This window comes from Cyanobium usitatum str. Tous (assembly GCF_003011885.1).
GTDB classification, from domain to species: Bacteria; Cyanobacteriota; Cyanobacteriia; order PCC-6307; family Cyanobiaceae; genus Cyanobium_A; species Cyanobium_A usitatum.
The window spans coordinates 136,695-159,367 of the sequence record NZ_PXXO01000004.1 but is presented as its reverse complement, the minus strand read 5'-3'; the positions used below and the strand labels follow the sequence as shown (position 1 = coordinate 159,367).

General features: G+C 61.9%; 25 protein-coding genes. 15 read left to right on the top strand and 10 right to left on the bottom strand.

Translation table 11 applies throughout. From position 1 onward, the window contains the following. The first annotated feature begins 28 nt into the window (after positions 1–28). From C7K55_RS05190 to C7K55_RS05180, 3 genes are read left to right on the top strand one after another with little or no spacing between them, the layout of a single operon-like run. The gene (locus C7K55_RS05190) at positions 29–2,785 is read left to right on the top strand and encodes a DEAD/DEAH box helicase (RefSeq protein WP_106502351.1); all 2,757 of its coding nucleotides are present in this window, start codon (positions 29–31) and stop codon (positions 2,783–2,785) included. A gap of 22 nt (positions 2,786–2,807) precedes the next feature. Next, positions 2,808–3,248 (top strand): 23S rRNA (pseudouridine(1915)-N(3))-methyltransferase RlmH, encoded by a 441-nt coding sequence (locus C7K55_RS05185; protein WP_106502397.1) that lies wholly within the window; start codon positions 2,808–2,810, stop codon positions 3,246–3,248. Positions 3,249–3,272: 24 nt separating this feature from the next. Then, complete coding sequence (locus tag C7K55_RS05180; protein WP_106502350.1) at positions 3,273–3,674, top strand: OsmC family protein; 402 nt, start codon at positions 3,273–3,275, stop codon at positions 3,672–3,674. A 24-nt stretch (positions 3,675–3,698) separates the two neighbouring features. Here the strand turns inward: C7K55_RS05180 and purB are convergent, their stop codons facing one another. Together purB and C7K55_RS05170 are read right to left on the bottom strand one after the other, a co-directional pair. Next, the gene (gene purB, locus C7K55_RS05175) at positions 3,699–4,994 is read right to left on the bottom strand and encodes an adenylosuccinate lyase (protein WP_106502349.1); all 1,296 of its coding nucleotides are present in this window, start codon (positions 4,992–4,994) and stop codon (positions 3,699–3,701) included. A 68-nt stretch (positions 4,995–5,062) separates the two neighbouring features. Beyond that, positions 5,063–5,275: a hypothetical protein gene (locus C7K55_RS05170; protein WP_106502348.1), complete on the bottom strand. Its 213-nt coding sequence runs from the start codon at positions 5,273–5,275 to the stop codon at positions 5,063–5,065. A gap of 113 nt (positions 5,276–5,388) precedes the next feature. Between C7K55_RS05170 and C7K55_RS05165 the strand changes: the two genes are divergently transcribed. Next, complete coding sequence (locus C7K55_RS05165) at positions 5,389–6,303, top strand: TlyA family RNA methyltransferase (RefSeq protein ID WP_106502347.1); 915 nt, start codon at positions 5,389–5,391, stop codon at positions 6,301–6,303. A 22-nt stretch (positions 6,304–6,325) separates the two neighbouring features. Here the strand turns inward: C7K55_RS05165 and C7K55_RS05160 are convergent, their stop codons facing one another. After that, complete coding sequence (locus tag C7K55_RS05160) at positions 6,326–6,664, bottom strand: P-II family nitrogen regulator (RefSeq protein ID WP_106502346.1); 339 nt, start codon at positions 6,662–6,664, stop codon at positions 6,326–6,328. A gap of 186 nt (positions 6,665–6,850) precedes the next feature. Here C7K55_RS05160 and queF point away from each other — a divergent pair, with 186 nt between their 5' ends. After that, a complete protein-coding gene (gene queF, locus C7K55_RS05155; protein WP_106502345.1) occupies positions 6,851–7,276 on the top strand; it encodes a preQ(1) synthase in 426 nt (141 codons plus the stop codon). Here the strand turns inward: queF and C7K55_RS05150 are convergent. The 7 genes from C7K55_RS05150 to C7K55_RS05120 all read right to left on the bottom strand — a co-directional run bounded on the left by C7K55_RS05150 (position 7,273) and on the right by C7K55_RS05120 (position 14,635). Beyond that, positions 7,273–8,571: a cytochrome c biogenesis ResB family protein gene (locus C7K55_RS05150; protein ID WP_106502344.1), complete on the bottom strand. Its 1,299-nt coding sequence runs from the start codon at positions 8,569–8,571 to the stop codon at positions 7,273–7,275. The genes queF and C7K55_RS05150 overlap by 4 nt on opposite strands. Further along, a complete protein-coding gene (locus C7K55_RS05145; protein WP_106502343.1) occupies positions 8,568–9,305 on the bottom strand; it encodes a cytochrome c biogenesis protein CcdA in 738 nt (245 codons plus the stop codon). Before C7K55_RS05145 ends, C7K55_RS05150 begins: the two co-directional genes overlap by 4 nt. 9 nt (positions 9,306–9,314) lie before the next feature. Further along, entirely contained in the window at positions 9,315–10,454 is a 1,140-nt protein-coding gene (locus tag C7K55_RS05140) for an FtsW/RodA/SpoVE family cell cycle protein (protein WP_241518194.1), read from the bottom strand. 215 nt (positions 10,455–10,669) lie between these two features. Then, a complete protein-coding gene (locus C7K55_RS05135) occupies positions 10,670–10,870 on the bottom strand; it encodes a phycobilisome linker polypeptide (RefSeq protein ID WP_106502342.1) in 201 nt (66 codons plus the stop codon). 33 nt (positions 10,871–10,903) lie between these two features. Continuing rightward, positions 10,904–11,392, bottom strand: a complete 489-nt coding sequence (gene apcB / locus C7K55_RS05130; RefSeq protein WP_106502341.1) for an allophycocyanin subunit beta — start codon at positions 11,390–11,392, stop codon at positions 10,904–10,906. Between the two features lie 42 nt (positions 11,393–11,434). Continuing rightward, complete coding sequence (locus C7K55_RS05125; protein ID WP_106502340.1) at positions 11,435–11,920, bottom strand: globin family protein; 486 nt, start codon at positions 11,918–11,920, stop codon at positions 11,435–11,437. Between the two features lie 390 nt (positions 11,921–12,310). Further along, on the bottom strand, positions 12,311–14,635 hold the full coding sequence (locus tag C7K55_RS05120) for a phycobilisome rod-core linker polypeptide (RefSeq protein WP_241518193.1): 2,325 nt from the start codon (positions 14,633–14,635) through the stop codon (positions 12,311–12,313). A gap of 198 nt (positions 14,636–14,833) precedes the next feature. On the opposite strand from C7K55_RS05120, the gene C7K55_RS05115 reads away from it, so the two are divergent. The 10 genes from C7K55_RS05115 (at position 14,834) to C7K55_RS05070 (ending at position 22,666) form a co-directional block, all read left to right on the top strand. Then, the gene (locus C7K55_RS05115; protein ID WP_106502339.1) at positions 14,834–16,006 is read left to right on the top strand and encodes a methyltransferase; all 1,173 of its coding nucleotides are present in this window, start codon (positions 14,834–14,836) and stop codon (positions 16,004–16,006) included. 59 nt (positions 16,007–16,065) lie between these two features. Beyond that, positions 16,066–16,548 (top strand): ATP synthase subunit I, encoded by a 483-nt coding sequence (locus C7K55_RS05110; protein WP_241518185.1) that lies wholly within the window; start codon positions 16,066–16,068, stop codon positions 16,546–16,548. Between the two features lie 54 nt (positions 16,549–16,602). Continuing rightward, entirely contained in the window at positions 16,603–17,322 is a 720-nt protein-coding gene (gene atpB, locus C7K55_RS05105; protein WP_106502338.1) for a F0F1 ATP synthase subunit A, read from the top strand. 159 nt (positions 17,323–17,481) lie between these two features. Next, a complete protein-coding gene (atpE, locus tag C7K55_RS05100) occupies positions 17,482–17,730 on the top strand; it encodes an ATP synthase F0 subunit C (protein ID WP_106502337.1) in 249 nt (82 codons plus the stop codon). 99 nt (positions 17,731–17,829) lie between these two features. Beyond that, positions 17,830–18,300 carry a F0F1 ATP synthase subunit B' gene (locus C7K55_RS05095; RefSeq protein ID WP_106502336.1) on the top strand — a complete coding sequence of 157 codons (471 nt, stop codon included), beginning with the start codon at positions 17,830–17,832 and terminating at the stop codon, positions 18,298–18,300. Further along, a complete protein-coding gene (locus C7K55_RS05090; RefSeq protein WP_106502335.1) occupies positions 18,297–18,821 on the top strand; it encodes a F0F1 ATP synthase subunit B in 525 nt (174 codons plus the stop codon). The genes C7K55_RS05095 and C7K55_RS05090 overlap by 4 nt, the downstream gene beginning before the upstream one ends. Then, positions 18,821–19,369 carry an ATP synthase F1 subunit delta gene (gene atpH / locus C7K55_RS05085; protein WP_106502334.1) on the top strand — a complete coding sequence of 183 codons (549 nt, stop codon included), beginning with the start codon at positions 18,821–18,823 and terminating at the stop codon, positions 19,367–19,369. Before C7K55_RS05090 ends, atpH begins: the two co-directional genes overlap by 1 nt. 102 nt (positions 19,370–19,471) lie before the next feature. Then, complete coding sequence (atpA, locus tag C7K55_RS05080) at positions 19,472–20,989, top strand: F0F1 ATP synthase subunit alpha (RefSeq protein ID WP_106502333.1); 1,518 nt, start codon at positions 19,472–19,474, stop codon at positions 20,987–20,989. A 15-nt stretch (positions 20,990–21,004) separates the two neighbouring features. Then, on the top strand, positions 21,005–21,958 hold the full coding sequence (locus C7K55_RS05075) for a F0F1 ATP synthase subunit gamma (RefSeq protein ID WP_106502332.1): 954 nt from the start codon (positions 21,005–21,007) through the stop codon (positions 21,956–21,958). 15 nt (positions 21,959–21,973) lie between these two features. Then, entirely contained in the window at positions 21,974–22,666 is a 693-nt protein-coding gene (locus C7K55_RS05070; protein ID WP_106502331.1) for a TIGR02466 family protein, read from the top strand. Positions 22,667–22,673: the final 7 nt, after the last annotated feature.

Here is a 22,673-nt window from a genome sequence, read left to right as displayed (position 1 = left end):
GGCTTCATGATCCAGCTCAAATAGCAGCGTGCCTGAAACGGCGCCCAATGGGCTGGATCCTGCGGCAATTTTTCCCTTCCCGCTCGACGACTTCCAGCTCGAGGCGATCGATGCGCTCAACCAGGGCCACTCGGTAGTGGTGAGCGCCCCCACGGGCTCCGGTAAGACCCTGGTGGGTGAGTACGCCATCTACCGAGCTCTGGCCCATGGCCAGAAAGTTTTTTACACCACGCCGCTGAAGGCCCTCTCTAATCAGAAACTGCGCGATTTCCGGGAGCAGTTTGGTGCCGACAAGGTGGGGCTGCTCACCGGTGATATGAGCCTCAACCGGGAGGCCCAGGTGGTGGTGATGACCACCGAGATCTTCCGCAACATGCTCTACGCGGAAGCCGATGCGGGAGACGACCCGCTGGAGGGCGTGGAGGCGGTGGTGCTCGATGAGTGCCACTACATGAACGATTCCCAGCGCGGCACCGTCTGGGAGGAGTCGATCATTCACTGCCCGCTGCCGATTCAGTTGGTGGCCCTTTCGGCAACGGTGGCCAATGCCGGCCAGCTCACCGACTGGATCGAGAGAGTGCATGGGCCAACCCAGCTGGTGCTCAGTGATCACCGGCCGGTGCCGCTGGCCTTCAGCTTTTGCAGTGCCAAGGGACTGCACCCCCTGCTCAACGACGAGGGCACCGGGCTCCATCCCAACTGCAAGGTGTGGCGCGCCCCCAAGGGCAGTAATCGCAAGGGTCCGAAAACACCAAAGCCGCCCCAGCCCGAAGCTCCACCCCTCGGATTTGTGGTGGCCCAGATGGCGGAGCGCGACATGCTGCCGGCCATCTACTTCATCTTCAGTCGCCGCGGTTGCGATAAGGGCGTCAAGGAGCTGGGCAAGGCCGCCCTGGTGACGCCTGCTGAACAGGCGCGCATCAAGGCCCGCCTTGATTTGTTTATGGCAACTACCCCCGAGGCGGTGCGGGAAGGCGGCCACGCCGAGGCCCTGCTGCGGGGCATCGCCGCCCACCATGCCGGCGTGCTGCCGGCCTGGAAGGAGCTGATCGAGGAGCTGTTCCAGCAGGGGCTGATCAAGGTGGTGTTTGCCACCGAAACCCTGGCGGCCGGCATCAACATGCCGGCGCGCACCACGGTGATTTCGGCGCTGAGCAAGCGCACCGAGCGAGGTCACCGCCCTTTGATGGGCAGTGAGTTTTTGCAGATGGCGGGCCGGGCCGGCCGGCGCGGCCTTGATACCCAGGGTTACGTGGTGACCGTGCAGAGCCGCTTTGAAGGCGTGCGGGAGGCGGGCCAGCTCGCTACTGCGCCGGCAGATCCGCTGGTCAGCCAGTTCATGCCCAGCTACGGCATGGTGCTCAACCTGTTGCAGCGCTACGACCTGGCTAAGGCCAAGGAGCTGGTTGAACGCAGTTTCGGCCGCTACCTGGCCACCCTCGATTTAGTCGAGGACGAGGCCCGCATCGGCCAGTTGATGCAGCAGCTCGAAGGCCTGGAGGATGGCTCCGGCGAGGTGCCCTGGGACGACTTCGAGGACTACGAAAAGCAGAGAGCTCACCTGCGCGAAGAGAGGCGCATCCTGCGGATCCTCCAGCAACAGGCCGAGGAAACCGTCGCCCATGAGCTCACCTTGGCGCTGCAATTCGCCAGTGAGGGTACTTTGGTGAGTCTCAAGGCGCCCCAGCTACGCGGCCGGGTAACGCCGGCGGTGATTGTGGAGAAGGTGAAAGGGCCGGGGCAGTTTCCTTTGCTCAAGTGCCTCACCGACGAGAACCTTTGGCTCTTGCTGCCCTGCCACGGGGTGGTGAGTCTCCATGCCGAGCTCAGTTGCCTGCAGGTGAGCCAGGTGGATCCCCCCGAGTTGCGCCAGCTCGGCGAGTTGCGCCACGGCGATCAGGCCAGCGGTGGCCTGGCCCTTGCCGTTGCCCACATGGCCAGTCGCCACGACATGGCCACGCCCCAGTACGACCTGGCGGGGGAGGTGCAGGACCAGGCCCAGCAGGTGCATCAGCTGGAGGAAAGCCTGGAGCTGCATCCGGCCCACCGCTGGGGCGACCGCCGCCAGCTCAAGAAGCACCGCCGCCGCATGGAGGAGTTGCAGCTGGAGATCGAGGAGCGCCAGCAGCTGCTGCACTTCCGCTCTAATCGCCACTGGGATACCTTCCTGGCCCTTATTGAGGTGTTGCGCTTTTTCGGTGCTTTGGCTGGAGCTGATGGCCTGGAGCCGACCGAAGTGGGCCGCACCGTGGCCGCCCTCCGCGGCGACAACGAGCTGTGGCTGGGACTGTCGCTGATGAGCGGCCACCTCGATGAGCTCGATCCGCCCCAGCTGGCGGCGGTGTTTGAAGCCATCTCCACCGAAGTCAACCGGCCCGATCTGTGGTGCGGCTACCCGCCACCACCGGCCGCGGAGGAGGCCCTGCATGATCTGCGCGGCCTGCGCCGCGAGCTGGAGCGTCAGCAGGAGCACGCCAAGGTCAACTTCCCGCTTTGGTGGGAGCCCGAGTTGATGGGCCTGGTGCACGCCTGGGCTAAAGGTGCCAGCTGGAGCGACATGATTGCCAACACCTCCCTCGACGAGGGTGATGTGGTGCGGATCCTGCGCCGCACCGTGGATTTGCTGGCCCAGGTGCCCTACTGCGAGGCGATCAGCGAGCAGCTGCGCAGCAAGGCCCGCGCTGCCCTCAAATCGATCAATCGCTTCCCGGTTTGCGAGATCGAGGATTTGGTGGCTAGTGGCAACGGTCAGTTGGATCCTGCGATCGAGCGCCCCCAGCCTTGAGGTTGGTGGGCCGTAACCCGTGATCAATCCCGCCCGCATTCGCATCATTGCCGTCGGCAAGGTGCGCAAGGGCTGGGTGGGCGAAGGGGTAGAGACTTATCGCAAGCGGCTCCCGGGCCTGGAGATCGTGGAGCTGAGGGACGGCGGCATGGCCCGCGAGGCGGAGGCCATATCCGCTGAGCTGCGCGGCGGCGAGCAGTTGGTGGCCCTGTGCGAGGAGGGCCAGAGCTACGACTCGTTGGCCTTCGCCAAGGCGCTTGAAGGTTCTGGCTCGGAGCGGCTGGCGTTTGTGATCGGTGGGGCCGATGGTCTCGACCCGGCGCTCAAGGGGCGGGCCCACTGGCGCCTGAGCCTCTCACCGATGACCTTCCCCCACGAGCTGGCGCGGCTGCTGCTGTTGGAGCAGCTTTACCGGGCCAGCTCGATTCAGCAGGGCGGGCCGTATCACCGCGCCGGCGCTTGACTGGGGTGGTGCTTACGCCCCGCGATGACCACGATTGATAGCCGCTACGAGGGAGCCCTGCGCTGCCACTCCAGCCACGGTCCTTCGGGCTGCGAGCTCGAGACCGATGCACCCATCGACAACCAGGGCAAGGGGGAGCGTTTCTCGCCCACCGATCTGGTGGCCACGGCCCTGAGCACCTGCATCCTGACGATCCTAGGGATCGTTGCTGAGCGCCACGGCTGGCCGCTGCAGGGGGCCAGCGCTCGGATTGAAAAAACCATGACCCCCGAGGCGCCACGGCGCATTGCCCTGCTGGAGGTGTGGATCAGCTTGCCGGCGGGTCTCAGCGAGGAGCAGCGGGCCGTGCTTCACCGGGCAGGAGAGACCTGCCCGGTGAAGCTGAGCCTGGAGGGTGCTGTGCCAATGCGGCTGCACTGGGCCTGAACTGCCTGCAGCTCAAATCCTTAGCTAAATCCCCAGTCGCTGCCAGATCACGCCCAGGTTGGCCTGGTGCAGATCAGTGCTGAAACACTCAGCCAGGTGCTGAGCGCTGAGCTTGCTGGTCACCTCTGCATCGGCTTCAAGGTTGGCGCGGAAGTTGCCGCCATCTTTGTTCCAGGCGCTGTGGGCGTTGCGCTGCACAATCCGGTAAGCGTCTTCGCGGTTGATGCCGGCTTCCACCAAGGCCAGCAGCACTCGCTGGCTGAACACCACTCCGCCGTAAACGTTCATGTTGCGGGCCATGTTGTCTGGGTAGACCCCTAGGCCCTTCACTACCTCGGTCATCTCCCGCAGCATGAAGTGCAGGGTGGCGGAGCAGTCGGGCAGCATCATCCGCTCCACCGAGCTGTGGCTGATGTCGCGCTCGTGCCAGAGGGCGCAGTTTTCCAGGGCCGCCACCACATAGCTGCGCAGCACTCGGGCCAGGCCACTGATCCGCTCGCTGCGGATCGGGTTGCGCTTGTGGGGCATGGCCGAGCTGCCCTTCTGCCCCTTGGCGAAATTTTCCTCCACCTCGAGCACGTCGGTGCGCTGCAGGTTGCGGATCTCGGTGGAGAAGCGCTCCAGTGCCGCGCCCACTAGGGCAAGGGTCTGCACGTATTCGGCGTGGCGATCGCGGGCGATCACCTGGGTGCTGGCGGTATCTGGCTCCAGGCCAAGCTTGGCGCAGGCGATCGCCTCCACCTGGGGGTCGGTGTTGGCGTAGGTGCCCATGGCGCCGCTGATCTGGCCCACGCTCACGACCCGCTCGAGCCGCTCGAGGCGCTCGCGGTTGCGTTCCACTTCCGCCAGCCAGCCGGCCACCTTGAAGCCGAAGCTGATCGGCTCGCCGTGGATGGCATGGCTGCGGCCGATCATCACCGTGCCCTTGTGCTGGCTGGCTAGAGCCCTAAGTGCATCGGCCAATTGGTCGAGCTCAGCGCGCAGTAGGGCCACCGAAGCTTTCATCTGCAGGGCCAGGCCTGTGTCGAGCACATCTGAACTGGTCATGCCCACGTGGATGTAGCGGCCCGCATCCCCCACGTGCTCATTGACATTGGTGAGGAAGGCGATCACGTCGTGGCGAACCTCGGCCTCGATCTCGAGGATCCGCTCTACCGAAAATCTGGCCTTCGCCTTAATCGTCGTAACCGCCTCAGCAGGCACTCGCCCTAACTCACAATTGGCCTCGGTGGCAGCGATCTCGACATCGAGCCAGCTTTGGAACTTGGCCTGCTCGCTCCATAGGGCGCCCATCTCGGGCAGGGTGTAACGCTCGATCAAGGCCGCGCCTGGCTCACTGCCAGACCAATGTATGGGTGCGCCCCTGCTGACCCCTCAGGCAGCCCTCCTTAGGCAGCGGTAGTCAGGCGTTGGTGCTCCACCTCCCACTGCACCAGGCTTCCCCAGGCCTGCTGCCGCACCCAGCAGCGACCGCCGCGGCATTGGATCAGCTGGAAGGGGGGCAGGTCGGAGGGTTGATTGCGCAGTTTGACGAAGCTGCCGGGGTAGAGCAGTTCCAGCACATTGGCTGCAGCATTCGCGGTCCGGATTGAGGAGGCCATCGGTGCCGGATCAACTTCTGGGCGCCATCCTCTGCCGGGTTTTGGTGCGGAGGCAGAGATGCTTGGAATCTGTTCCGTTTGCGTTGTGGTTTGATCACAAAAGGTGGAGCGCCATGGCTCGCAAGCAACGACTGGATTTGGAGCTCGTGGCCCGCGGCCTGGCGGCTAGTCGTCAGCAGGCCCAACTGTTGATTAGGGCCGGGCGGGTGCGCCACGGCGACAAAGTGCTCGATAAACCAGGCACCGAGGTGTTGCCGGAGGCCGAGCTGCTGGTGCAGCAGCTTCCTCGCTATGTATCAAGGGGTGGCGAAAAGCTAGTCAGGGCCCTTGAGGCTTTCCCCATCGCCGTGCAGGGGCGCGTTTGCCTTGATGGTGGCATCTCCACTGGTGGCTTCAGCGATTGTCTGCTTCAGCACGGGGCCTGCCGGATTTATGGAATTGATGTGGGCTACGGCCAGACGGCCTGGAGCTTGCGCAGTGATCCGCGAGTAGTGCTCAAGGAGCGCACCAACCTGCGTCACCTCACCCCGGATGCTCTTTACGGCCCCGAAGACCCCTGGCCCGATCTAGCGGTGGCCGATGTGTCGTTTATTGCCCTGGCCTTGGTGCTGCCTGCCCTGCTGGCGCTGCTGCAACCCCAAGCACCCGTGGATCTGCTGTTGCTTGTTAAACCCCAGTTTGAGGTGGGGAAGGGCCGGGTGGGCAAGGGCGGTGTGGTGCGTGATCCGGTTGCCCACTGCGATGCCATCGAAGGGGTGATCACCGCGGCCTCTGGCCTGGGCTTGGTGGCTTGCGGCCTGGTGGCATCACCAATCACTGGACCTGCCGGCAACCACGAATACCTGCTCTGGCTGCGGCGCTCCGATTGCGATGGGCAGGTCGGAATGGGGGATGTTGCAGAGGATGTTTTTGAGCCTGTTGAACAGCTTGTTGAATCAGCCCAAAGCGACCCGAAATTCCGCCCTGCGCCAATCAGCCCAGAGCAAATAAAGACCCTGGTAGCCAGCACGCTGACTCCCAGGGAATAAAAATCAAAAGGGGTGCTGGCGCTCAGATGGCGCCGCTGTCCCTATCACCGGTGCGGATTCGAACCACCGAATCAATCGTGCTCACGAAGATCTTGCCGTCGCCGATTTCGCCGGTGCGGGCCGCGTCTTGAACGGCGCTAACCACGGTGTCGACCTTGTCGTCATCGACAACGATCTCAAGTTTGAGCTTCTGGAGGAATTCGACAGTGAATTCAGAGCCGCGATAGCGCTCCACCTGGCCCTTTTGACGGCCAAAACCCCGCACTTCGCTCACGGTCATGCCCACGATCCCCGCATTGACTAGGGCGACCTTGACGTCCTCGAGCTTGAAGGGACGAATGATGGCCTCAATTTTTTTCATAGGAACAGCTCGGGCTAATTAGGAAGTCTCTCAGGAAATCCCTGCCGATGGTAGGGAGTAAAGCCATTACGCCCGAGCTTTGCGGGGGTCGTCGTAGCGATTGCTACCGGCTCGGGCAGCCGTTGGCTGCGGCCATTTTCCTTAAGATTACCCAGTGGCACTGGCCCTCTCCTTTTCCTTGCTCCGATGTCTTCCAGCCCCGCTTCTGCCAGCGAGTCCTCCCTCACCCAGACGCCCATGTATGGCGAGCGCGCCATCGCTGAAGCGGAGCTGATCTGTTTTGATAATCCCAGGCTTGGCCGTGCCTACGAGATTTCCATCGAGCTGCCGGAGTTCACCTGTAAGTGCCCATTTTCCGGGTACCCCGATTTTGCGGTGTTGCGCCTGATCTACCAGCCCGGCCCCCGGGTGGTGGAGCTCAAGGCGATCAAGCTCTACGTCAACAGCTACCGCGACCGCTCCATTTCCCATGAAGAGGTGACCAATCGCATTTTGGATGATCTGGTTGCCGCCACCGATCCCCAGTGGATGCAGCTGGAGGCCGACTTTCACCCCCGCGGCAACGTTCACACCGTGGTGCGCGTTAGCCATGGCACGCGGCTGGCTTGTTAGAGCTGGGCGAGCATCTGGGGCAGCTCGGCAGCGAAGCCGGTGAGATTGCGGTTGCAGAGGCCCGCAACGTGCAGCTGACCCGCTTGGCCGGCCGGCTGCTCAGCGATGGCCCAAAGCTGACGCGTAGCAAGCAAGCTGAGACCACCGCCGGCTAGGGCGATCGCAAATCCTGCATAAACCAGTGGAACCCCCGGATCACGCTTCAGCAGGATGCCACTGGCGGGGAGCACGCTTTCAACCCGTATCGGTAGCCCTTTCACTTCCACAGCTGCGCCGCCTGGGGCTAGGCGGGCTAAGGAGATTCCGTCGGCGCCGTAGATCTCCACAGGCCCTTGTTCGCTGCCCAAGCTGAGCAGCACCGGCTCGCTGCCATCGGGACGGGTGGGCAGCACGATTCCCCAAATCTGTTCGCCTAGTTGAGGAAAGCTCTGTAGCGGTAGCTCCAGTAGGGGGCTTTTGCCCAGTTGCAGGCTGATAGTGGCCAGGGCCCAGTCAGCTTGATAAAGGGTGACCCCCTGGAAGCGCAGGGGATGGTTAACGCTGATCTCAGCCTGCTTCAGCAGGCTGCCGCCGCTGCCATCGCCCTCCAAAATGCGCAACTGGGAGGTGAATTGCTCAGGTCGTCCGGCGGGATCGCGCTGGATTGAAAAGTGGTCGAGGGCGAGGGTGAGTTGGCTGCTGCCCCGGCTGTCCATCAGCTCCAGGCTGCGGCCGGGTGCGAGGTATTGCTCAGCCCGTTGCCCTCCAAGTGCCCCCCAGGCGGCTCCGAGCATCAGCACCACCATCCCGGCGTGCACCAGCAGGGGCCCGACCCGGCCCAGCAGCCCCTTGCGGGCGGCTAGGCGGTCGTCGTGGCGCTGAATTTGCCAGCCCTGGCGCTGCAGCAGTCCGGCCAGCTGATCGAGGCTCGCCTTGGGGGAGTTGGTGCTGAGGGTTTCGGCCACGCTCAGCTTGCTGAGCTGGCGGGGGGTGCTGTAGTCGATCCAGCGCAGGGCTGCCTGCAGGGCGGGCCACTGGCGGCGCCAGCTGCACAGCAGCAGGGCTAGGGCCAGCCAGGCCAGCAGCCCCAGGAACCAGCCACTGGAATACACATGGTCGAGCTGGAGGGCCAGCACCCCATCACCGTTCAGCAGTCCGAGCCAGGGCTGGGGGTCGTAGAGCCGGTGGTAGAGGTCAGCTGGTTCCCGCTGGGGGATGGCCGTGCCGACGCCACTGGTGACGGCAATCACCAGCAGCAGCACGATCGCTACCCGCAGATCGGAAATCCAGCCCACCAGCCGCAGCAAGGCTTTCATCGCCAGTTGGCCAAAAGGGTGAGGGCGCCGGTGGTCACCAGCACCACGCCGCTGATCGGTGGAACCCATTGGCCCAGACGCCTCAGGCTCAGCAAGCCCGGCAGGCTGGCGGCCGCCGTGCCCGCCAGCAGCAGCGGCACCACCTGACCCGCTCCAAAGCTGGTGAGCAGCAACATGCCGACCAGTGGTTTGCCGTTCTGGGCCATCCAGGCCAGCAGCACAGCCAGCACTGGAGTTGTGCATGGGGTTGCGGCCAATCCAAAAGCCAACCCTGCTGCCAAAGGAGCTAGGGGGGCTGGCACCCGGCGACGCCAGACTTCAGGATCGGGTCCGGCGGGCAGGGGCAGCTTCAGCAGGCCCAGCAGATTTAGGCCCATCAGCAGGGCGAGCACAGCCACCACCGTCGGAATCAGCCCGGGGATTTGGCCGTAGATCCGGCCCAGTAGGCCGCTAACCAGGCCCAGGAGCACCAGGGAGGCCACGATGCCGGCCGCAAAGCTGAGACTGCGCTGCCAGGGAGCCTGGCTGGGCTTAACGCCGGGCGTGCCGCCAAAACCAGCCAGATAGGCAAGGGTGACCGGCAAAAGCGACAGGGAGCAGGGCCCCAGGCTCGTGAGCAGGCCGCCAGCAAAGACAACCCCAACGGTGGTGGGGGTGGGGCTGGCCAGGGAGTGCTGCAGCAGCGTCTCGCTGCTGCGGGCCCAATCGGCCAGTTGGGGCCCAAAACTGATCATGGAATCAGCCTATCGGGCAGCTGCGGTGCGCCGGCGCCTGGGGGTAGGGGCAAGACCGCCTGCCTCCAGCGAGCAGCGGATCAGTAGGCCGCATATAAGCAGGCTGGCCATCAAGGAGTTGCCGCCATAGCTGATCAGTGGCAGTGGCAGGCCGGTGGTGGGCATGGCACCGCTGGCTACGGCGATATTGAGGATGGATTGGCCCACCAGCAAGGTGGTGCAGCCAATGGCGATCAGGCGCTGCTGGTTGCTGCGGCAGCTGAGGGCAACCCTCAGGCCCACAAAGCCAAACAGCAGCAAAAACAGCAGCAGTACCAGCGAGCCCACGAAGCCAAATTCCTCAGCAAACACCGCAAAAATAAAATCGGTGCTCTGGATCGGCAGGTATTGCAGCTTCTGGGTTGAAAGGCCAAACCCCTCGCCTAGGAAGCCTCCTGAGCCGATCGCCATCAAGCTCTGCACCAGTTGGTAGCCATCCCCCTGGGCATCCCGCCAGGGATCCAGGAAGGACACCACTCGCAAACGCTGGTATTCGTTGATCATGATGCTGGCGCTGCCAAGCAGCCCTCCCGCTCCGGCTGCGCCAAGCAGCATGGGCAGGGAAAGGCCCCCGGCCAGGGCCATCAGCCAGAGCAGCAGCCCTGATAGGGCGGCGGTGCTGAGGTTTGGTTGCTTGAGGATCAGCAGGATCAGGGCCCCAAATGCCCCTAGCCAGAGTAGTTTCTGGTCGTTGCCGATGCGCTTCCAGTGGGCAAACAGGGCAGCGCCCTGCAACACCACAAAAGGCTTGACCAATTCCGATGGCTGCAGCTGTACCGGTCCAAGCACCAGCCAGCGACTGGCGCCGTTGACAGTGCTGCCCATCACCAGGGTGGCTGCGACCAGAACGATCCCAACCCACAACCCCAGCGGAGCCAGGTGCAGCCAGCGTCGCAGGCTGGTGCGCAGGCCGAGCCAGAGCAGCCCCCAGCTGGCAGCCATCCAAACCAACTGGCGCTTGAGATAAAAGGCGCCGTCACCCATCTCCCTTTCAGCTACCCACCAACTAGCGGAGGTGAGCACCAGTAGTCCGATCACGCTCCAGAGCGCCACCATGCCCAGAAGCAATCTGGCCTCTGCTGGCCATTGGGACCAGGGCAACGGCAGCAGCGCCCCAGCCTTTGGAGATCCGCTGACTGCGTCGCGGTGGGGGGTGTGAGTTGCGGTGCGGGCCAAGGCTGGAATTGGGGAGTGGCAGGGGTAGGGCCATCGTCAACCCATTGAGCCGTGCCCGGGGGGGTGTTGTCGACCCCTGGCAACCAGAGTCAAACAATAAAAAAGCCCGGCATCTGCCGAGCTTGGGGAGAAACGAAAGGTACTGACTATCAGTTGCCCACGTTCTGTTGGCGACGCCCAGCGGCTAGTTCTACTTTGAGGATCTTGCCGCCCTGTTTCATGATCCGCTGCTGCTCAGCGAACCAGCTGTCGTAGGGCACCCATTTGGTGAAATAGGTGTTTTGAAGCTCACGCTGGGAGCGGCTCTTTTCCGGGCAAGGAATGCAAGCCGTGATCTTGAACAGACGCATGGAGATGATCCTCGGGTGTGCCGATGGCAGGGATCAGTTGCCCAGGCCGGAGCAGATGTAGTCGAAATAGACGGCCATTTCACGACCGGCATCAGGACCCACCAGTGCAGCGGTGGTTTCCTTCATGGCCTGGATTGATTGCACGGTGGCACCAATGGGTACACCCAGGGAGTTATAGGTCTCCTTGAGACCATTCAGTACCCGCTCATCGAGGATGGAGGTGTCCCCAGCCAGCATGGCGTAGGTGGCGTAACGAAGGTAGTAGTCCAGATCGCGGATGCAGGCTGCATAGCGACGGGTGGTGTACATGTTGCCGCCCGGACGGGTGACATCCGAATACAGCAGCGACTTGGCTACGGCCTCTCTGATGATCGCCGAACCATTGGCGCTGATGGTGGCAGCGGCGCGGACGCGCAGTTCACCACTGGTGAAGTACTGCTCCAGGCGGCCCATGGCGGAGTCGTCCAGGTACAGGCCCTGAACGTCGGCTTGGTTAATGACGTTTGTGATCGCGTCTTGCATGAATCCAGCTGTGGTGGCGGGGAGTAGTAAAAGAACGCTGCCTCAGGAGAGGGCGCCAATGACGTAGTCGAAGTAGAAGCCGGCTTCTTCAGCGTCAGAGCCGGTGAGTAGACCCATGGCGGCGTTCTTCATTTCCCGCACGGACTCAGCCATGGCATCGAGCGGAGTGCCGAGGGAGCGATACATCTCCTTTGCTCCGATGATGCCAACCTCTTCGATGGGGGTCACATCGCCGGCGATGATCCCGTAGGTCACCAAACGCAGGTAGTAGTCCATGTCGCGGAGACACGAAGCGGTCATCTCCTCGCCGTAGGCGTTGCCGCCGGGGGAAATCACGTCGGGACGCCGCTGGAACAGGGCGCCACCAGCGGTCTTGACGATGCGCTCGCGGCTTTCTCCGAGAACCTGGGCGACGCGGATACGACGTTGACCAGCGCCCACGAAGGACTTGATCTGGTCGAGTTCGCCAGGGCTGAGATAGCGGGCTTCCGCGTCCGCGTTGATGATCGAGTTGGAGACGATGCTCATGCAGTTCTGCCTCGAAACAAGCGGCCGCCTTGACGGAGACCGATATCCGGTGGGTAAGGGAAAGGATCGACTTGCGCCGATCGCCAAATCATTCTGCGGCAAAGCCCCTCGCTGCCCCCCTGGCGGTAACAGTTCTTCATGGCGTTTGCGGTTGAAAAACCCCTTGCAGCGCAATGGCTTTGGGCGCTATTGGTAATAGCGGCTTGGCGCAGCAATTATTCATCATTTTGCTTCGCTAATTGCTCCACTTGTTTCGGATTGCGGCTCAACTTTTGCGACAATTATTGTCTTGATCATAAAAAAGCCCCCGAAGTGTCTCCGGGAGGCTCGAATTCGCTGAAGCAGCGCGCAGGGGTGGCATGGGGTTGAGGCGTTGCTGGACCTAAGGGCCTACTTCCAGCGGCGAGTTGGGGCAGGTGCTTGGCGGATGCTGCCCGGCCCTGCGATGAAGTTGTCTTCGGGCCGAGATGCCGTCATGGTTTCCCCCCCTACGGTCTGAGCTGTCCAGCTCCCCACGACAATCTGCCGGCGCCCTGGCAGGTTGCGATTGGTTACATCTCCGGTAGTGCGTATGGTCTGGTCAACGGGCACATTTGGACGTTTGCCCTGGGTAAATTCATTTGCATATGCAGAGGCGTCGAAGGGGCGGTTGAGGCCGGGCACCTTGCGAGCATTGCGATCAGTAGCGGTGACAAATCGCTCGTAGGGAACTATATCTTCACCGTAGGTTTCGTTGTATTCGACGCTGTTCAGGATCCCATCGACGACGCCGTAGAAGCCGGTGCGAGCAGCGGTATCGAAGTAGGCGTCAATTTCCCATCGCCCGAAGGTTGGGCGACCTAGCAGCCGGCGATGTATAACCTCGATGGCCTTGGTGATGTAAAGGCCGCTCCAATAACGGCGGCGGAAGGCCTTGGAGCGGGCGACCTGGCGGATGAATTCCCGCAGGCTGATATCGCCGTTCTCGAGCTTGATTTCCTCAACCTTATTGCGCTCTCCGGCATAGCCAGCAGTGCCTAAAACTTGCACATAGACCGCATTAATAACGGCCTGGGTGCTGGCTTCAGTGCCACGGATGCTGGGTTGGCCGCCGCGGCGGGGCACGGAGCTGCCGCCGGTAGCAATCTGCTGTAGGCGTACAACCTTGGGCCCCACCCGGCGGGGCTGGGCCTTACGGAACTGGGCGCTGTCCATCTGGCCAGGCTGGGCTAAGCCATTGCCGATCAGGATGCGGCGGCTGTCGTAGCCGTAGGGCGCTGGCCGGGTGGCCACTGAGGCGGTGCCGGAAGGGAAAATCGCGCCGAAGTTGAGGGCCAGGGGATCGTTGCCGCCGCCGTAGACGTGCTGATCGGCGAAGGGTTGGCGATAGGACGCGTAGAGGGTGACGTATTGGGGTGCGCCTTCAAAAGGAGCGCTGAAGCGGAATAGCTTGCGGTTTGATCCCCAGCCGGCACTCTCCTGGGCTTCTTCACCGAGATCCCGCAGATAGGGCACGGTTTCCTCGCCGAACACCCGCGCGTATTCAAGGGTATTGATCAGGGAATCAACTAGGCCATTCAGGCCTTGGACGCTGACGATGTCGAAGTAGCGGGTGAATTCTTCACGGGAGCTGATGCCGCGACCGAGGAAGTGGCGGAAGGCCAGCTCAACCGCCCGGCTATTGGAGAAGCGGCCGAAAAACTGTTGGCGATATTCCTTGCTGTGGCCGAGGGAACGGATGAATTCCCGCATGGAAAGCTGGCCCTGGCGCACCTGGCTGGCTTCAACCGGGCAGGGCGTCTGGCTGTAGGCCTTGGCGATGTCCCGTTCAAAAACCTGGCGGTAGGCAGCCCGAATCACCTCGGCCTTTTGGGCACCACTTAGGCGCGGCCGCATGATGAAGCGCTGCTTGCCGTCTGCGGCTAGGGCATAGGTGGCAGGCAGTTGCAGGCCCTGACTTTCAGGGCTGCCCAGGCGCTGCCGGGTGCTTGGTGTGGCCACCTGCAGTTCGGCGAGCAGCACGTTGAAGTACTGGATCACCAGCTCGCGGGCCTGGGGATTGTCTTTGCAGAGGCCGGCGGCTGCGGCGCGCATTTCCTGCAGGGCCACATTGGTAGCCGCCAGGGAGCAGGCCTTCTCCAATATGTCGCGCAGGCCGCGGGTGTTCACGGCCAGGATGCTGGGGTCTCCTGCCACCAGGGCGTAGCCCACATAGCGGAGGAACCAGCCCATGTCGCGCAGCGACTTGCGCATCCGATCGGTGCCGTAACGGCCCACGGCAATCGGGCTGAAGCCGGTGGGCAGCACAACCCTTACATCAGCGTCGCCCCCTGAGCTTTCGAGCAAGCGAGTGATCAGGTTGCCGCCGGAGTTGCCGGTGCCCTGGGCGAAGGTCTGCACCGAACGCTGGAAGGCGGCCTGGTCAGCGGCCAAGGGGGTGGCGTCGCTGGACCCACCGCTGACGACGCTCAAGGGAGCATCTAGGTAGGAGAGGGGCGTGCCGCCGGAGAAGATCCGGTTGGCCGCCTTGGCCACGATGAAATCAGCGTTTTCTGAGATGCGGCGTGCAGCTTCTAAGCGCTGCTGGCCACTCTGGAAAAACGCCACCAAGGTTTCAAGCTCGCCGCCGTCGGGGAAGCGATCCTGTTGCTCCGCCTGACGGACGCTGGAGAGCGGCAGGGTGTCGTAGCGCTGGGGTGAAACCCTGGTGCTGCCGCTGCTGGCGGTCACGGTCATTGACGAGAGCGAACCGGGCTGGGCCACGTTACGGCGGGCCCTCGGGGCCTTTGCCCAGCCATGAACAAATGTTTGCAGCTTCGCTGGCTTGCTGATGCCAATTGACCCGTTTTGACTCGTTCTAGGGGCCGCTGGACGTGAAAAGCTCAGCCGGTTGCCGCTGATCCGTCCTTGCCTGCCAGTGATGCCGCCACGCCGATGGTGAGCGCCTTTTACGACCGTTTCCCCTACCCGGGAGACCCCCTTCAAGACGGCCCACCCCCTGGATACAACTGGCGCTGGTGCGTCGATAGCGCCTGGGCTGCTGCTACTGGAGCCCTAACGCCGCGCTCCGACCAAGGTGAACGGCCTTGGCGGATTCTCGACGCCGGCTGCGGCACCGGCGTCAGCACCGATTACCTCTGCCACCTCAACCCCGGTTCCTCGGTGCTGGCGGTAGATATCAGCGCCGGAGCGCTTGAGGTGGCACGGGAGCGCACCCGACGTTCAGGGGCTGCAAAAGCGGTGCGGGAGTTGCGTATCGAACAGCGCAGCCTGCTGGATCTGGCGGGGGAGGGACCCTTTGATTACATCAATTCCGTTGGCGTGCTGCACCACCTGCGCGAGCCAGAGGCTGGTTTGCAGTCATTGGCCGGATTGCTGCGGCCAGGCGGGCTACTGCATCTCTTTTTGTATGCGGATGGCGGCCGCTGGGAAATTCACCGCACCCAGCGGGCCTTGGCACGGCTGGCCGTCGGTTCAGGAGCGGAGGGGCTAAGGCTGGGTCGCCAGCTGCTGGCTGAGTTGCCTGAGGGAAACCGACTGCGCCAGCATCACGAGCGGCGCTGGATCGTCGACACGGCAGCCGATGCCAATTTTGCGGATATGTATCTGCACCCCCAAGAGACCAGCTACAACCTCGATCGTCTGCTGGCTTTTGTCGCCTCAGCCGGTTTGGAGTTTGCCGGGTTTTCCAATCCGGAGGTTTGGTCGCCCGCGCGCTTGCTTAGTGGTGAGCTGCTGGAGCGGGCCCAGGGCCTCAGTCAGCTTGAGCAGTGGAGCCTGGTGGAGGAGCTTGATCCTGATATCAGCCATTTCGAATTTTTTCTCAGCCATGGCGCGGTGAGGGCACCCGATTGGAGCGACGACGAAGTTTTGCTGGCAGCGCGGGGTGAAATCAACCGCTGCCTCTGGGGTTGGCCAGCCACTCGCTTGATGGGGCCAGACCTAATGCCCCTTGACGTCAGCGAGGAGGGGCTCGTTTTGATGGCTGCCGTTGAGAGCGCGCCGGCTGTGGCGATCGGCCAGCTGCCTTTGGATTGGCCTGCAGCGCAACGGCTTGCCGTGGCTCGCCAACTGCTGAATCAGAGGGTTTTGCTGCCGGTGCTCTGAAGGGGCGGGGATCAGTACCGTGATAGATTCCGCGCGCCTTTTCAGGGATTTGAGCGCGCTTGTCGGTATCTCTCCCCTGCCCCCTACTTCCCGACTCTGAACCCACCGTTTCAACGGCAGTTCAGGCTGGTGAGGTGGTCGAGCAGCTGGATGATGCCACCGGTGCATCAACCCTGCCAGCGCTAACCGCCGATGTCAGCAATGGCATGGATGGTTATTTCCGGCTCCAACGCCGGCTCTTGCTAGCAACCTTGCTGCTTTCGGCAGTGGCGGTGGCAGGAACAGCCGTTTTGGGCTCCATCCCCACGGCTTCTAGCCTGTTGGTGGGTGCTTTAGCTGGCCTTCTCTACCTGTGGCTGCTCAGCCGCAGTGTCACCAAGCTGGGAGAAAATGCCCGGCGGGTTAGCAAGGTTCAGCTGCTGGTGCCGGTCGTCCTGGTGCTGATCGCAGCCCGGACCCCCCAACTTTCGATCCTGCCGGCTCTTTTGGGCTTTCTGCTCTACAAGCCGGCCGTGATCCTTCAGGCAGTCTTCGACACCTGACCCCGTTTCCGTTCCGTCGCCCTGGCGACCCCGAACTCCCCTTCGCTGGCTCCGATGCCTCTCCTTCTCCCCTTTGCTGAACTGGAGGTTGGTAAACACCTCTACTGGCAACTTGGCAACCTCAAGATTCACGGCCAGGTCTTCCTGAGCTCCTGGGTGGTTATCGGTGCCTTGCTTGCCCTTGTAGTGGTTGGCACCCGCAAGCTTGAGCGTGATCCTCAAGGCACCCAGAACCTGCTGGAGTTCCTGTGGGATTACATACGCGATCTCTCCCGTGAACAGATTGGTGAGAAGGCTTACCGCGATTGGATGCCCTTCATCGGCACCCTTTTTCTGTTCATCTTTGTGAGCAACTGGGGCGGAGCTCTGGTGCCCTGGAAGCTGATCCACCTGCCTAGTGGCGAGCTTGGGGCACCAACGGCTGATATCAACACAACCATTGCTTTGGCTTTGTTGGTATCCCTTGCCTACTTCTATGCCGGCTTGAGCCGTAAGGGGCTGAGGTACTTCGAGTACTACGTGGAGCCGACACCGATCATGCTTCCATTCAAGATCGTTGAAGATTTCACCAAGCCCCTTTCCCTTTCCTTCCGTCTATTTGGCAACATCTTGGCGGATGAATTGGTAGTCGCAGTTCTGGCATTTCTGGTGCCCTTGATTGTGCCCCTGCCTGCAATGTTCCTGGGTCTTTTCACCAGTGCTATTCAGGCTCTGATTTTTGCCACCCTCGCTGCCTACTACATCGGCGAGGCGGTGCACGAAGAGCACCATTAGGAGCTCCTCTCCAGCTGCTCCGCTCCGGCGGTCTGCTAAATCTCCCTCGCGCAGGTCCGGAAGCATCCCGGGCCCATTCTTGAAAGGATGTCCTCAGCGCAGGGTTTTATTCCCGGTCCATAACGCGCCACAACCGCGACCCCAATCCCCCACTCCACCATGGATTCCATCACCTCCGCTGCGTCTGTTCTGGCCGCTGGTCTGGCTGTAGGCCTCGGTGCCATCGGCCCCGGCATCGGTCAGGGCACCGCAGCTGGCGGCGCCGTTGAAGGCATTGCACGTCAGCCTGAAGCCGAAGGCAAGATTCGCGGCACCTTGCTGCTGTCCCTGGCCTTCATGGAAGCGCTCACCATCTACGGCCTTGTGGTCGCCCTGGTGCTGTTGTTTGCCAACCCCTTCGCTGGTTGAGCGTTGTTGCGAGTGGAAGGAGGGCTGGGGCTTGTTGCTCCTGCCCTCCCAGGCTCATAAACCTCAATCCCGACCGATCGTTCCAGCGCCCTCGCCCAAATGACCAGCTGGCTTCTGCTCGCCGAAGCAGGTGTCCCTGAGGGAGGTCTTTTTGACCTCGATGCCACCCTGCCGCTGATGGCGGTTCAGGTTGTTCTCCTCACTTTCATTCTGAATTCGCTGTTCTTCCGCCCCGTAGGACGGGCCGTGGAGGAGCGTGAGAGCTTTATCTCCACTAGCCGCGCCGACGCCAAGCAGAAGCTGGCTCAAGCCGAGCGGCTGGAAGCCGATCTCAAGGAACAGCTCAAGGACGCGCGTCAGCAGTCCCAAAAGCTGATCCTCGAGGCCGAGCAGGAAATGGATCGTCTCTATCGCGATGCCCTTGCCGCGGCTACGGCCGATGCCAATGCTTCCCGGGAGCAGGCCCGCCGTGAGATTGATTCTCAGCGAGACCAGGCGATGGACCGACTTAATAAGGACGCCGACCAGCTCGGTGATCTGATCGTGACCCGCTTGCTGGCTGCCTCATGACTTTCCTGCTCCCCTCCTTGCTAGCAAGTCACGGCGGATTTGGTTTCAACCTCAATCCGTTTGAGACCAACATCATCAACTTGGCGATTGTGATCGCCGGCCTTTGGAAGTTTTTGCCAGGTTTCCTCGGCAGCATCCTGGAGCGCCGTCGTGCAGCCATCCTCAACGATCTGCAAGATGCTGAGCAGCGTCTTCTCGCAGCAACATCTTCGTTAGCTCAAGCCCAGCAGGATTTGTCTGCAGCACAACAAAAGGCTGAGCAGATTCGCGCTGATGGTTTGGCCCGGGCCCAATCTTTGCGCCTGGAGAGCGAAAAGCGCACGATCGATGAAATGGCTCGGCTTAAGCAGGGAGCCATGGCCGACTTGAATGCCGAAGCAGCTCGAGTCACCGACCAGTTGCGCCGAGAAGCCGCCAATCGGGCTATTGCCCAAGCACTTGCCACCCTCCCCGGCAAGCTCAATGCAGATGCCCAGGCCCGACTGATCGATCAGTCCATTTCAACCCTGGGTAAAGCCTGATGCCACTCCTCAACTCGATTGCAACCCCTTACGCCGAGGCGTTGCTGCAGGTAGCTGAATCTCGTAAGGAGACTGATGCTGTTGCCGAACAGGCCAAAGCACTTTTGGCCGTATTGAGTTCTAGCCCCGAGCTCAGGGCTGCTCTGGCGTCGCCAGTGCTTGAACCCGAAGCCAAGAAGGCTGCTTTGGCAAAGCTTTTCGACGATCAGGTCACCCCTGCGGTGCAAAACCTGCTCAAGCTCTTGGCCGACCGCCAACGCCTGCCCATGATGGAGGCTGTTTTGATGCGTTTCCTGGAGCTTTATCGGGAGCTGCGCAACATCACTTTGGCCAAGGTGACATCTGCTGCTGCCCTCAGCGAGGAGCAGCAGGCTGAGCTCAACCGCAAGGTTCAAGCGATTGCAGGCTCTAAATCGGTCGAGTTTGACCTCGTGGTTGACCCCTCCTTGATAGGAGGCTTCATCGTCAGCATGGGCTCCCAAGTCATTGACGCCAGCCTTTCTGGTCAGGTGCGCCGTCTCGGATTGGCGCTGGCCCAGGTGAGCTAGCTCCTCTGTCCGCCCAAGCTTCCGGAACCTTCTTGCTCCGGAAGCCCTCTCCCCGCTTCCCCGTCTTCCACTCCATCAGCCCCCCTGTGGGGACTTCCTCCCATGGTTTCCATCCGCCCCGACGAGATCAGCGCCATCCTCAAGCAGCAGATTGAGGACTACGACAAGTCGGTTTCGGTTAGCAACGTTGGCACCGTGCTGCAGATCGGCGATGGCATCGCCCGCGTGTATGGCCTGCAGCAGGTGATGGCCGGTGAACTGGTGCAGTTCGAGGACGGCACCGAAGGCATCGCTCTCAACCTCGAAGACGACAACGTCGGCGTGGTGTTGATGGGCGAAGGTCGCGGCATTCAGGAGGGCAGCACCGTCAAGGCAACCGGCAAGATCGCCGCCGTGCCCGTTGGCGACGCCATGCTTGGCCGGGTTGTGAATTCGCTGGGCCAGCCCATCGACGGCAAGGGTGATATCGCCACCACCGAAACCCGCCTAATCGAATCGATGGCGCCTGGCATCATCCAGCGCAAGTCGGTGCACGAGCCCATGCAAACGGGCATCACCGCCATCGACGCCATGATTCCGATCGGCCGGGGCCAGCGCGAGCTGATCATTGGCGACCGTCAGACTGGCAAAACAGCTATCGCAATCGATACGATCATCAACCAGAAGGGCGAAGACGTCGTCTGCGTTTATGTGGCCATTGGTCAGAAGGCCGCATCCGTAGCCAACGTGGTTGAAGTGCTGAGGGAGAAGGGAGCCCTCGATTACACCATTGTGGTAGCTGCGAGTGCTTCCGAGGCAGCAGCCCTTCAATACCTGGCTCCCTACACCGGCGCGGCCCTGGCCGAATCGTTCATGTACAAGGGCAAGGCGACCTTGGTTATTTACGACGACCTCACCAAGCAGGCCCAGGCTTATCGCCAGATGTCCCTGCTGCTGCGTCGCCCCCCCGGTCGTGAGGCTTACCCCGGCGACGTCTTCTATTGCCACAGCCGTTTGCTTGAGCGTGCCGCCAAACTCAGCGATGCGATGGGCAAGGGCTCGATGACCGCGCTGCCGATCATCGAAACTCAGGCCGGTGACGTATCCGCCTACATCCCTACCAACGTGATTTCGATCACCGATGGCCAGGTGTTCCTGAGTTCCGATCTGTTCAACTCCGGTCTACGCCCCGCCATCAACGTTGGTATTTCCGTGAGTCGGGTGGGCGGTGCTGCCCAGACCAAGGCGATCAAGAAGATTGCCGGTACCTTGAAGCTCGAGTTGGCTCAGTTCGATGAACTGGCTGCCTTCTCCCAGTTTGCCTCCGACCTCGATGCTGCAACCCAGCAGCAGCTCGGCAGGGGTAAGCGCCTGCGCGAGATTCTCAAGCAGCCCCAGTTCAGCCCCCTAATCCTGGCGGAGCAGGTGGCTGTGGTTTATGCCGGCGTCAAGGGCCTGCTGGATGAGGTGCCTGTGGAGTCCGTGGTTCAGTTCTGCCGCGAGCTGCGCGATTACCTCAAGAGCAACAAGGCCGAGTTCATCTCCAAGGTGCAGACCGAGAAGCAGCTCAGCGACGAAGCTGAAGCCATGCTCAAGGATGCCATCAACGAGGTGAAGTCGACCATGCTCGCCTCCGTTTGAGGAGGGGCATAACTAATGGCAAACCTCAAAGATATCCGCGACCGGATCGGTTCGGTCAAGAACACTCGCAAGATCACTGAGGCCATGCGCCTGGTGGCAGCCGCCAAGGTTCGCCGCGCCCAGGAGCAGGTGCTGCGCAGCCGTCCTTTTGCTGACCGGCTCGCCCGCGTGCTGGAAAATCTTCAGTCACGCATGCGCTTTGAAGATGCCGACGCTCCCTTGCTTGAGCAGCGCGAGGTTGGCACCATCACTCTGCTTGCCGTTACAGGTGATCGGGGATTGTGCGGTGGCTACAACGCCAACATCATCAAACGCACTGAACTGCGCACCGCTGAACTTGTTGGCCAGGGCTACAAGGTCGATCTGGTATTGATTGGTCGTAAGGCGATCACCTACTTCCAGAATCGCGCTAATCAGTACACGATTCGCGCCACCTTTACCGGTCTTGATCAGGTGCCCAAGGCCAGTGAGGCGATGGGTATCGCCAACGAAGTGCTGGCGGAGTTTCTCTCCGGTAGCACCGATCGTATTGAGATCATCTTCACCAAGTTTATCAACCTGGTGAGCTCCAAGCCCGTTATTCAGACCCTGCTACCTCTCGATCCCCAGGGAATTGCTATCCCTGAAGACGAGATCTTCCGCCTCACTACCCGGGACGGCCGCCTGGGGGTTGAAGTGGGTACGGCTGCCAACTTGCAGTCCAAGCTGCCCTCCGACATTGTCTTTGATCAGAGTCCTGATCAGCTGCTCAATGCCCTTCTGCCCCTTTATCTGGAAAACCAGCTTCTGCGTTCTCTGCAGGAAGCCGCAGCTTCGGAGTTGGCCAGTCGGATGACGGCAATGAACAACGCCAGTGATAATGCCAAGGCTCTAGCAAAGAGCCTCACGCTCGACTACAACAAGGCCCGCCAGGCCGCCATTACCCAGGAAATTCTGGAAGTGGTTGGCGGTTCTGCCGGTATGTCCTGAGTCTGGGGGGCTGGTTTGCAGATCGAGCCTCTGTTTCCGGTGGCTCTTGGCAGGGTGCAGCTATCGCCTGATCCCCTGGATACGGCACTGCAACTTCAGGCCCTGCACGAGCTGCGGGGCCATGCCAGCTCCAACCCCGATCCTGGCTGTGCCTGGACAGGTGACCTTAATGGTGTTTGGCAGTTGCAGCGTCAGCCGGCCTTTGCGCCACTGATTGCTGGCTTGACAGGCCATGCAGAAGCTTTTCTGCAGCAATTGGGTTTCGATCTCAGCCGAGTGGCCTTGCACCTGCAGCGCTGCTGGCCAGTGCTCAGCGAGGAGGGGCAGGTGGTAGGTCGCCACCACCACCCCAACGCTCATCTCAGCGCCATTTACTACCTCAATGGAGATGGCAGCGGCCGCAGTGGCTGTCTGCGCCTGTGGCCGCAGCGGCAGGTGAATGAACTGGTGCCTGGGATGGCGGTTGGCCACGAAGGTCCGTTGGCTGCATCACCTTGGAGCGCACCTTGGCTTGATGTGGCTCCCCAGGCAGGCCTGCTGCTGCTGTTTCCCAGCTGTCTGGATCACGCGGTGCTTCCCAACGAGGACCCGGATGATTTGCGCTGCTCCCTCAGCATTGATTTCGCCCTAACAGCCCCCGTGGCTAGGGATGGGTCCTCGCCACCGGAATATCTGGCGCCCCACCCCAGCCAGTGGCAGGAGCTTTGATCGCCGC

Excerpts from the sequence above, each read along its gene's own strand:
- C7K55_RS05180 (WP_106502350.1), top strand. The coding sequence starts at position 3,273 with ATGACCACGATTGATAGCCGCTACGAGGGAGCCCTGCGCTGCCACTCC.
- C7K55_RS05170 (WP_106502348.1), bottom strand. The coding sequence starts at position 5,275 with ATGGCCTCCTCAATCCGGACCGCGAATGCTGCAGCCAATGTGCTGGAA.
- C7K55_RS05165 (WP_106502347.1), top strand. The coding sequence starts at position 5,389 with ATGGCTCGCAAGCAACGACTGGATTTGGAGCTCGTGGCCCGCGGCCTG.
- C7K55_RS05160 (WP_106502346.1), bottom strand. The coding sequence starts at position 6,664 with ATGAAAAAAATTGAGGCCATCATTCGTCCCTTCAAGCTCGAGGACGTC.
- queF (WP_106502345.1), top strand. The coding sequence starts at position 6,851 with ATGTCTTCCAGCCCCGCTTCTGCCAGCGAGTCCTCCCTCACCCAGACG.
- C7K55_RS05150 (WP_106502344.1), bottom strand. The coding sequence starts at position 8,571 with ATGAAAGCCTTGCTGCGGCTGGTGGGCTGGATTTCCGATCTGCGGGTA.
- C7K55_RS05145 (WP_106502343.1), bottom strand. The coding sequence starts at position 9,305 with ATGATCAGTTTTGGGCCCCAACTGGCCGATTGGGCCCGCAGCAGCGAG.
- C7K55_RS05135 (WP_106502342.1), bottom strand. The coding sequence starts at position 10,870 with ATGCGTCTGTTCAAGATCACGGCTTGCATTCCTTGCCCGGAAAAGAGC.
- apcB (WP_106502341.1), bottom strand. The coding sequence starts at position 11,392 with ATGCAAGACGCGATCACAAACGTCATTAACCAAGCCGACGTTCAGGGC.
- C7K55_RS05125 (WP_106502340.1), bottom strand. The coding sequence starts at position 11,920 with ATGAGCATCGTCTCCAACTCGATCATCAACGCGGACGCGGAAGCCCGC.
- C7K55_RS05120 (WP_241518193.1), bottom strand. The coding sequence starts at position 14,635 with ATGACCGTGACCGCCAGCAGCGGCAGCACCAGGGTTTCACCCCAGCGC.
- C7K55_RS05115 (WP_106502339.1), top strand. The coding sequence starts at position 14,834 with ATGGTGAGCGCCTTTTACGACCGTTTCCCCTACCCGGGAGACCCCCTT.
- atpB (WP_106502338.1), top strand. The coding sequence starts at position 16,603 with ATGCCTCTCCTTCTCCCCTTTGCTGAACTGGAGGTTGGTAAACACCTC.
- atpE (WP_106502337.1), top strand. The coding sequence starts at position 17,482 with ATGGATTCCATCACCTCCGCTGCGTCTGTTCTGGCCGCTGGTCTGGCT.
- C7K55_RS05095 (WP_106502336.1), top strand. The coding sequence starts at position 17,830 with ATGACCAGCTGGCTTCTGCTCGCCGAAGCAGGTGTCCCTGAGGGAGGT.
- C7K55_RS05090 (WP_106502335.1), top strand. The coding sequence starts at position 18,297 with ATGACTTTCCTGCTCCCCTCCTTGCTAGCAAGTCACGGCGGATTTGGT.
- atpH (WP_106502334.1), top strand. The coding sequence starts at position 18,821 with ATGCCACTCCTCAACTCGATTGCAACCCCTTACGCCGAGGCGTTGCTG.
- atpA (WP_106502333.1), top strand. The coding sequence starts at position 19,472 with ATGGTTTCCATCCGCCCCGACGAGATCAGCGCCATCCTCAAGCAGCAG.
- C7K55_RS05075 (WP_106502332.1), top strand. The coding sequence starts at position 21,005 with ATGGCAAACCTCAAAGATATCCGCGACCGGATCGGTTCGGTCAAGAAC.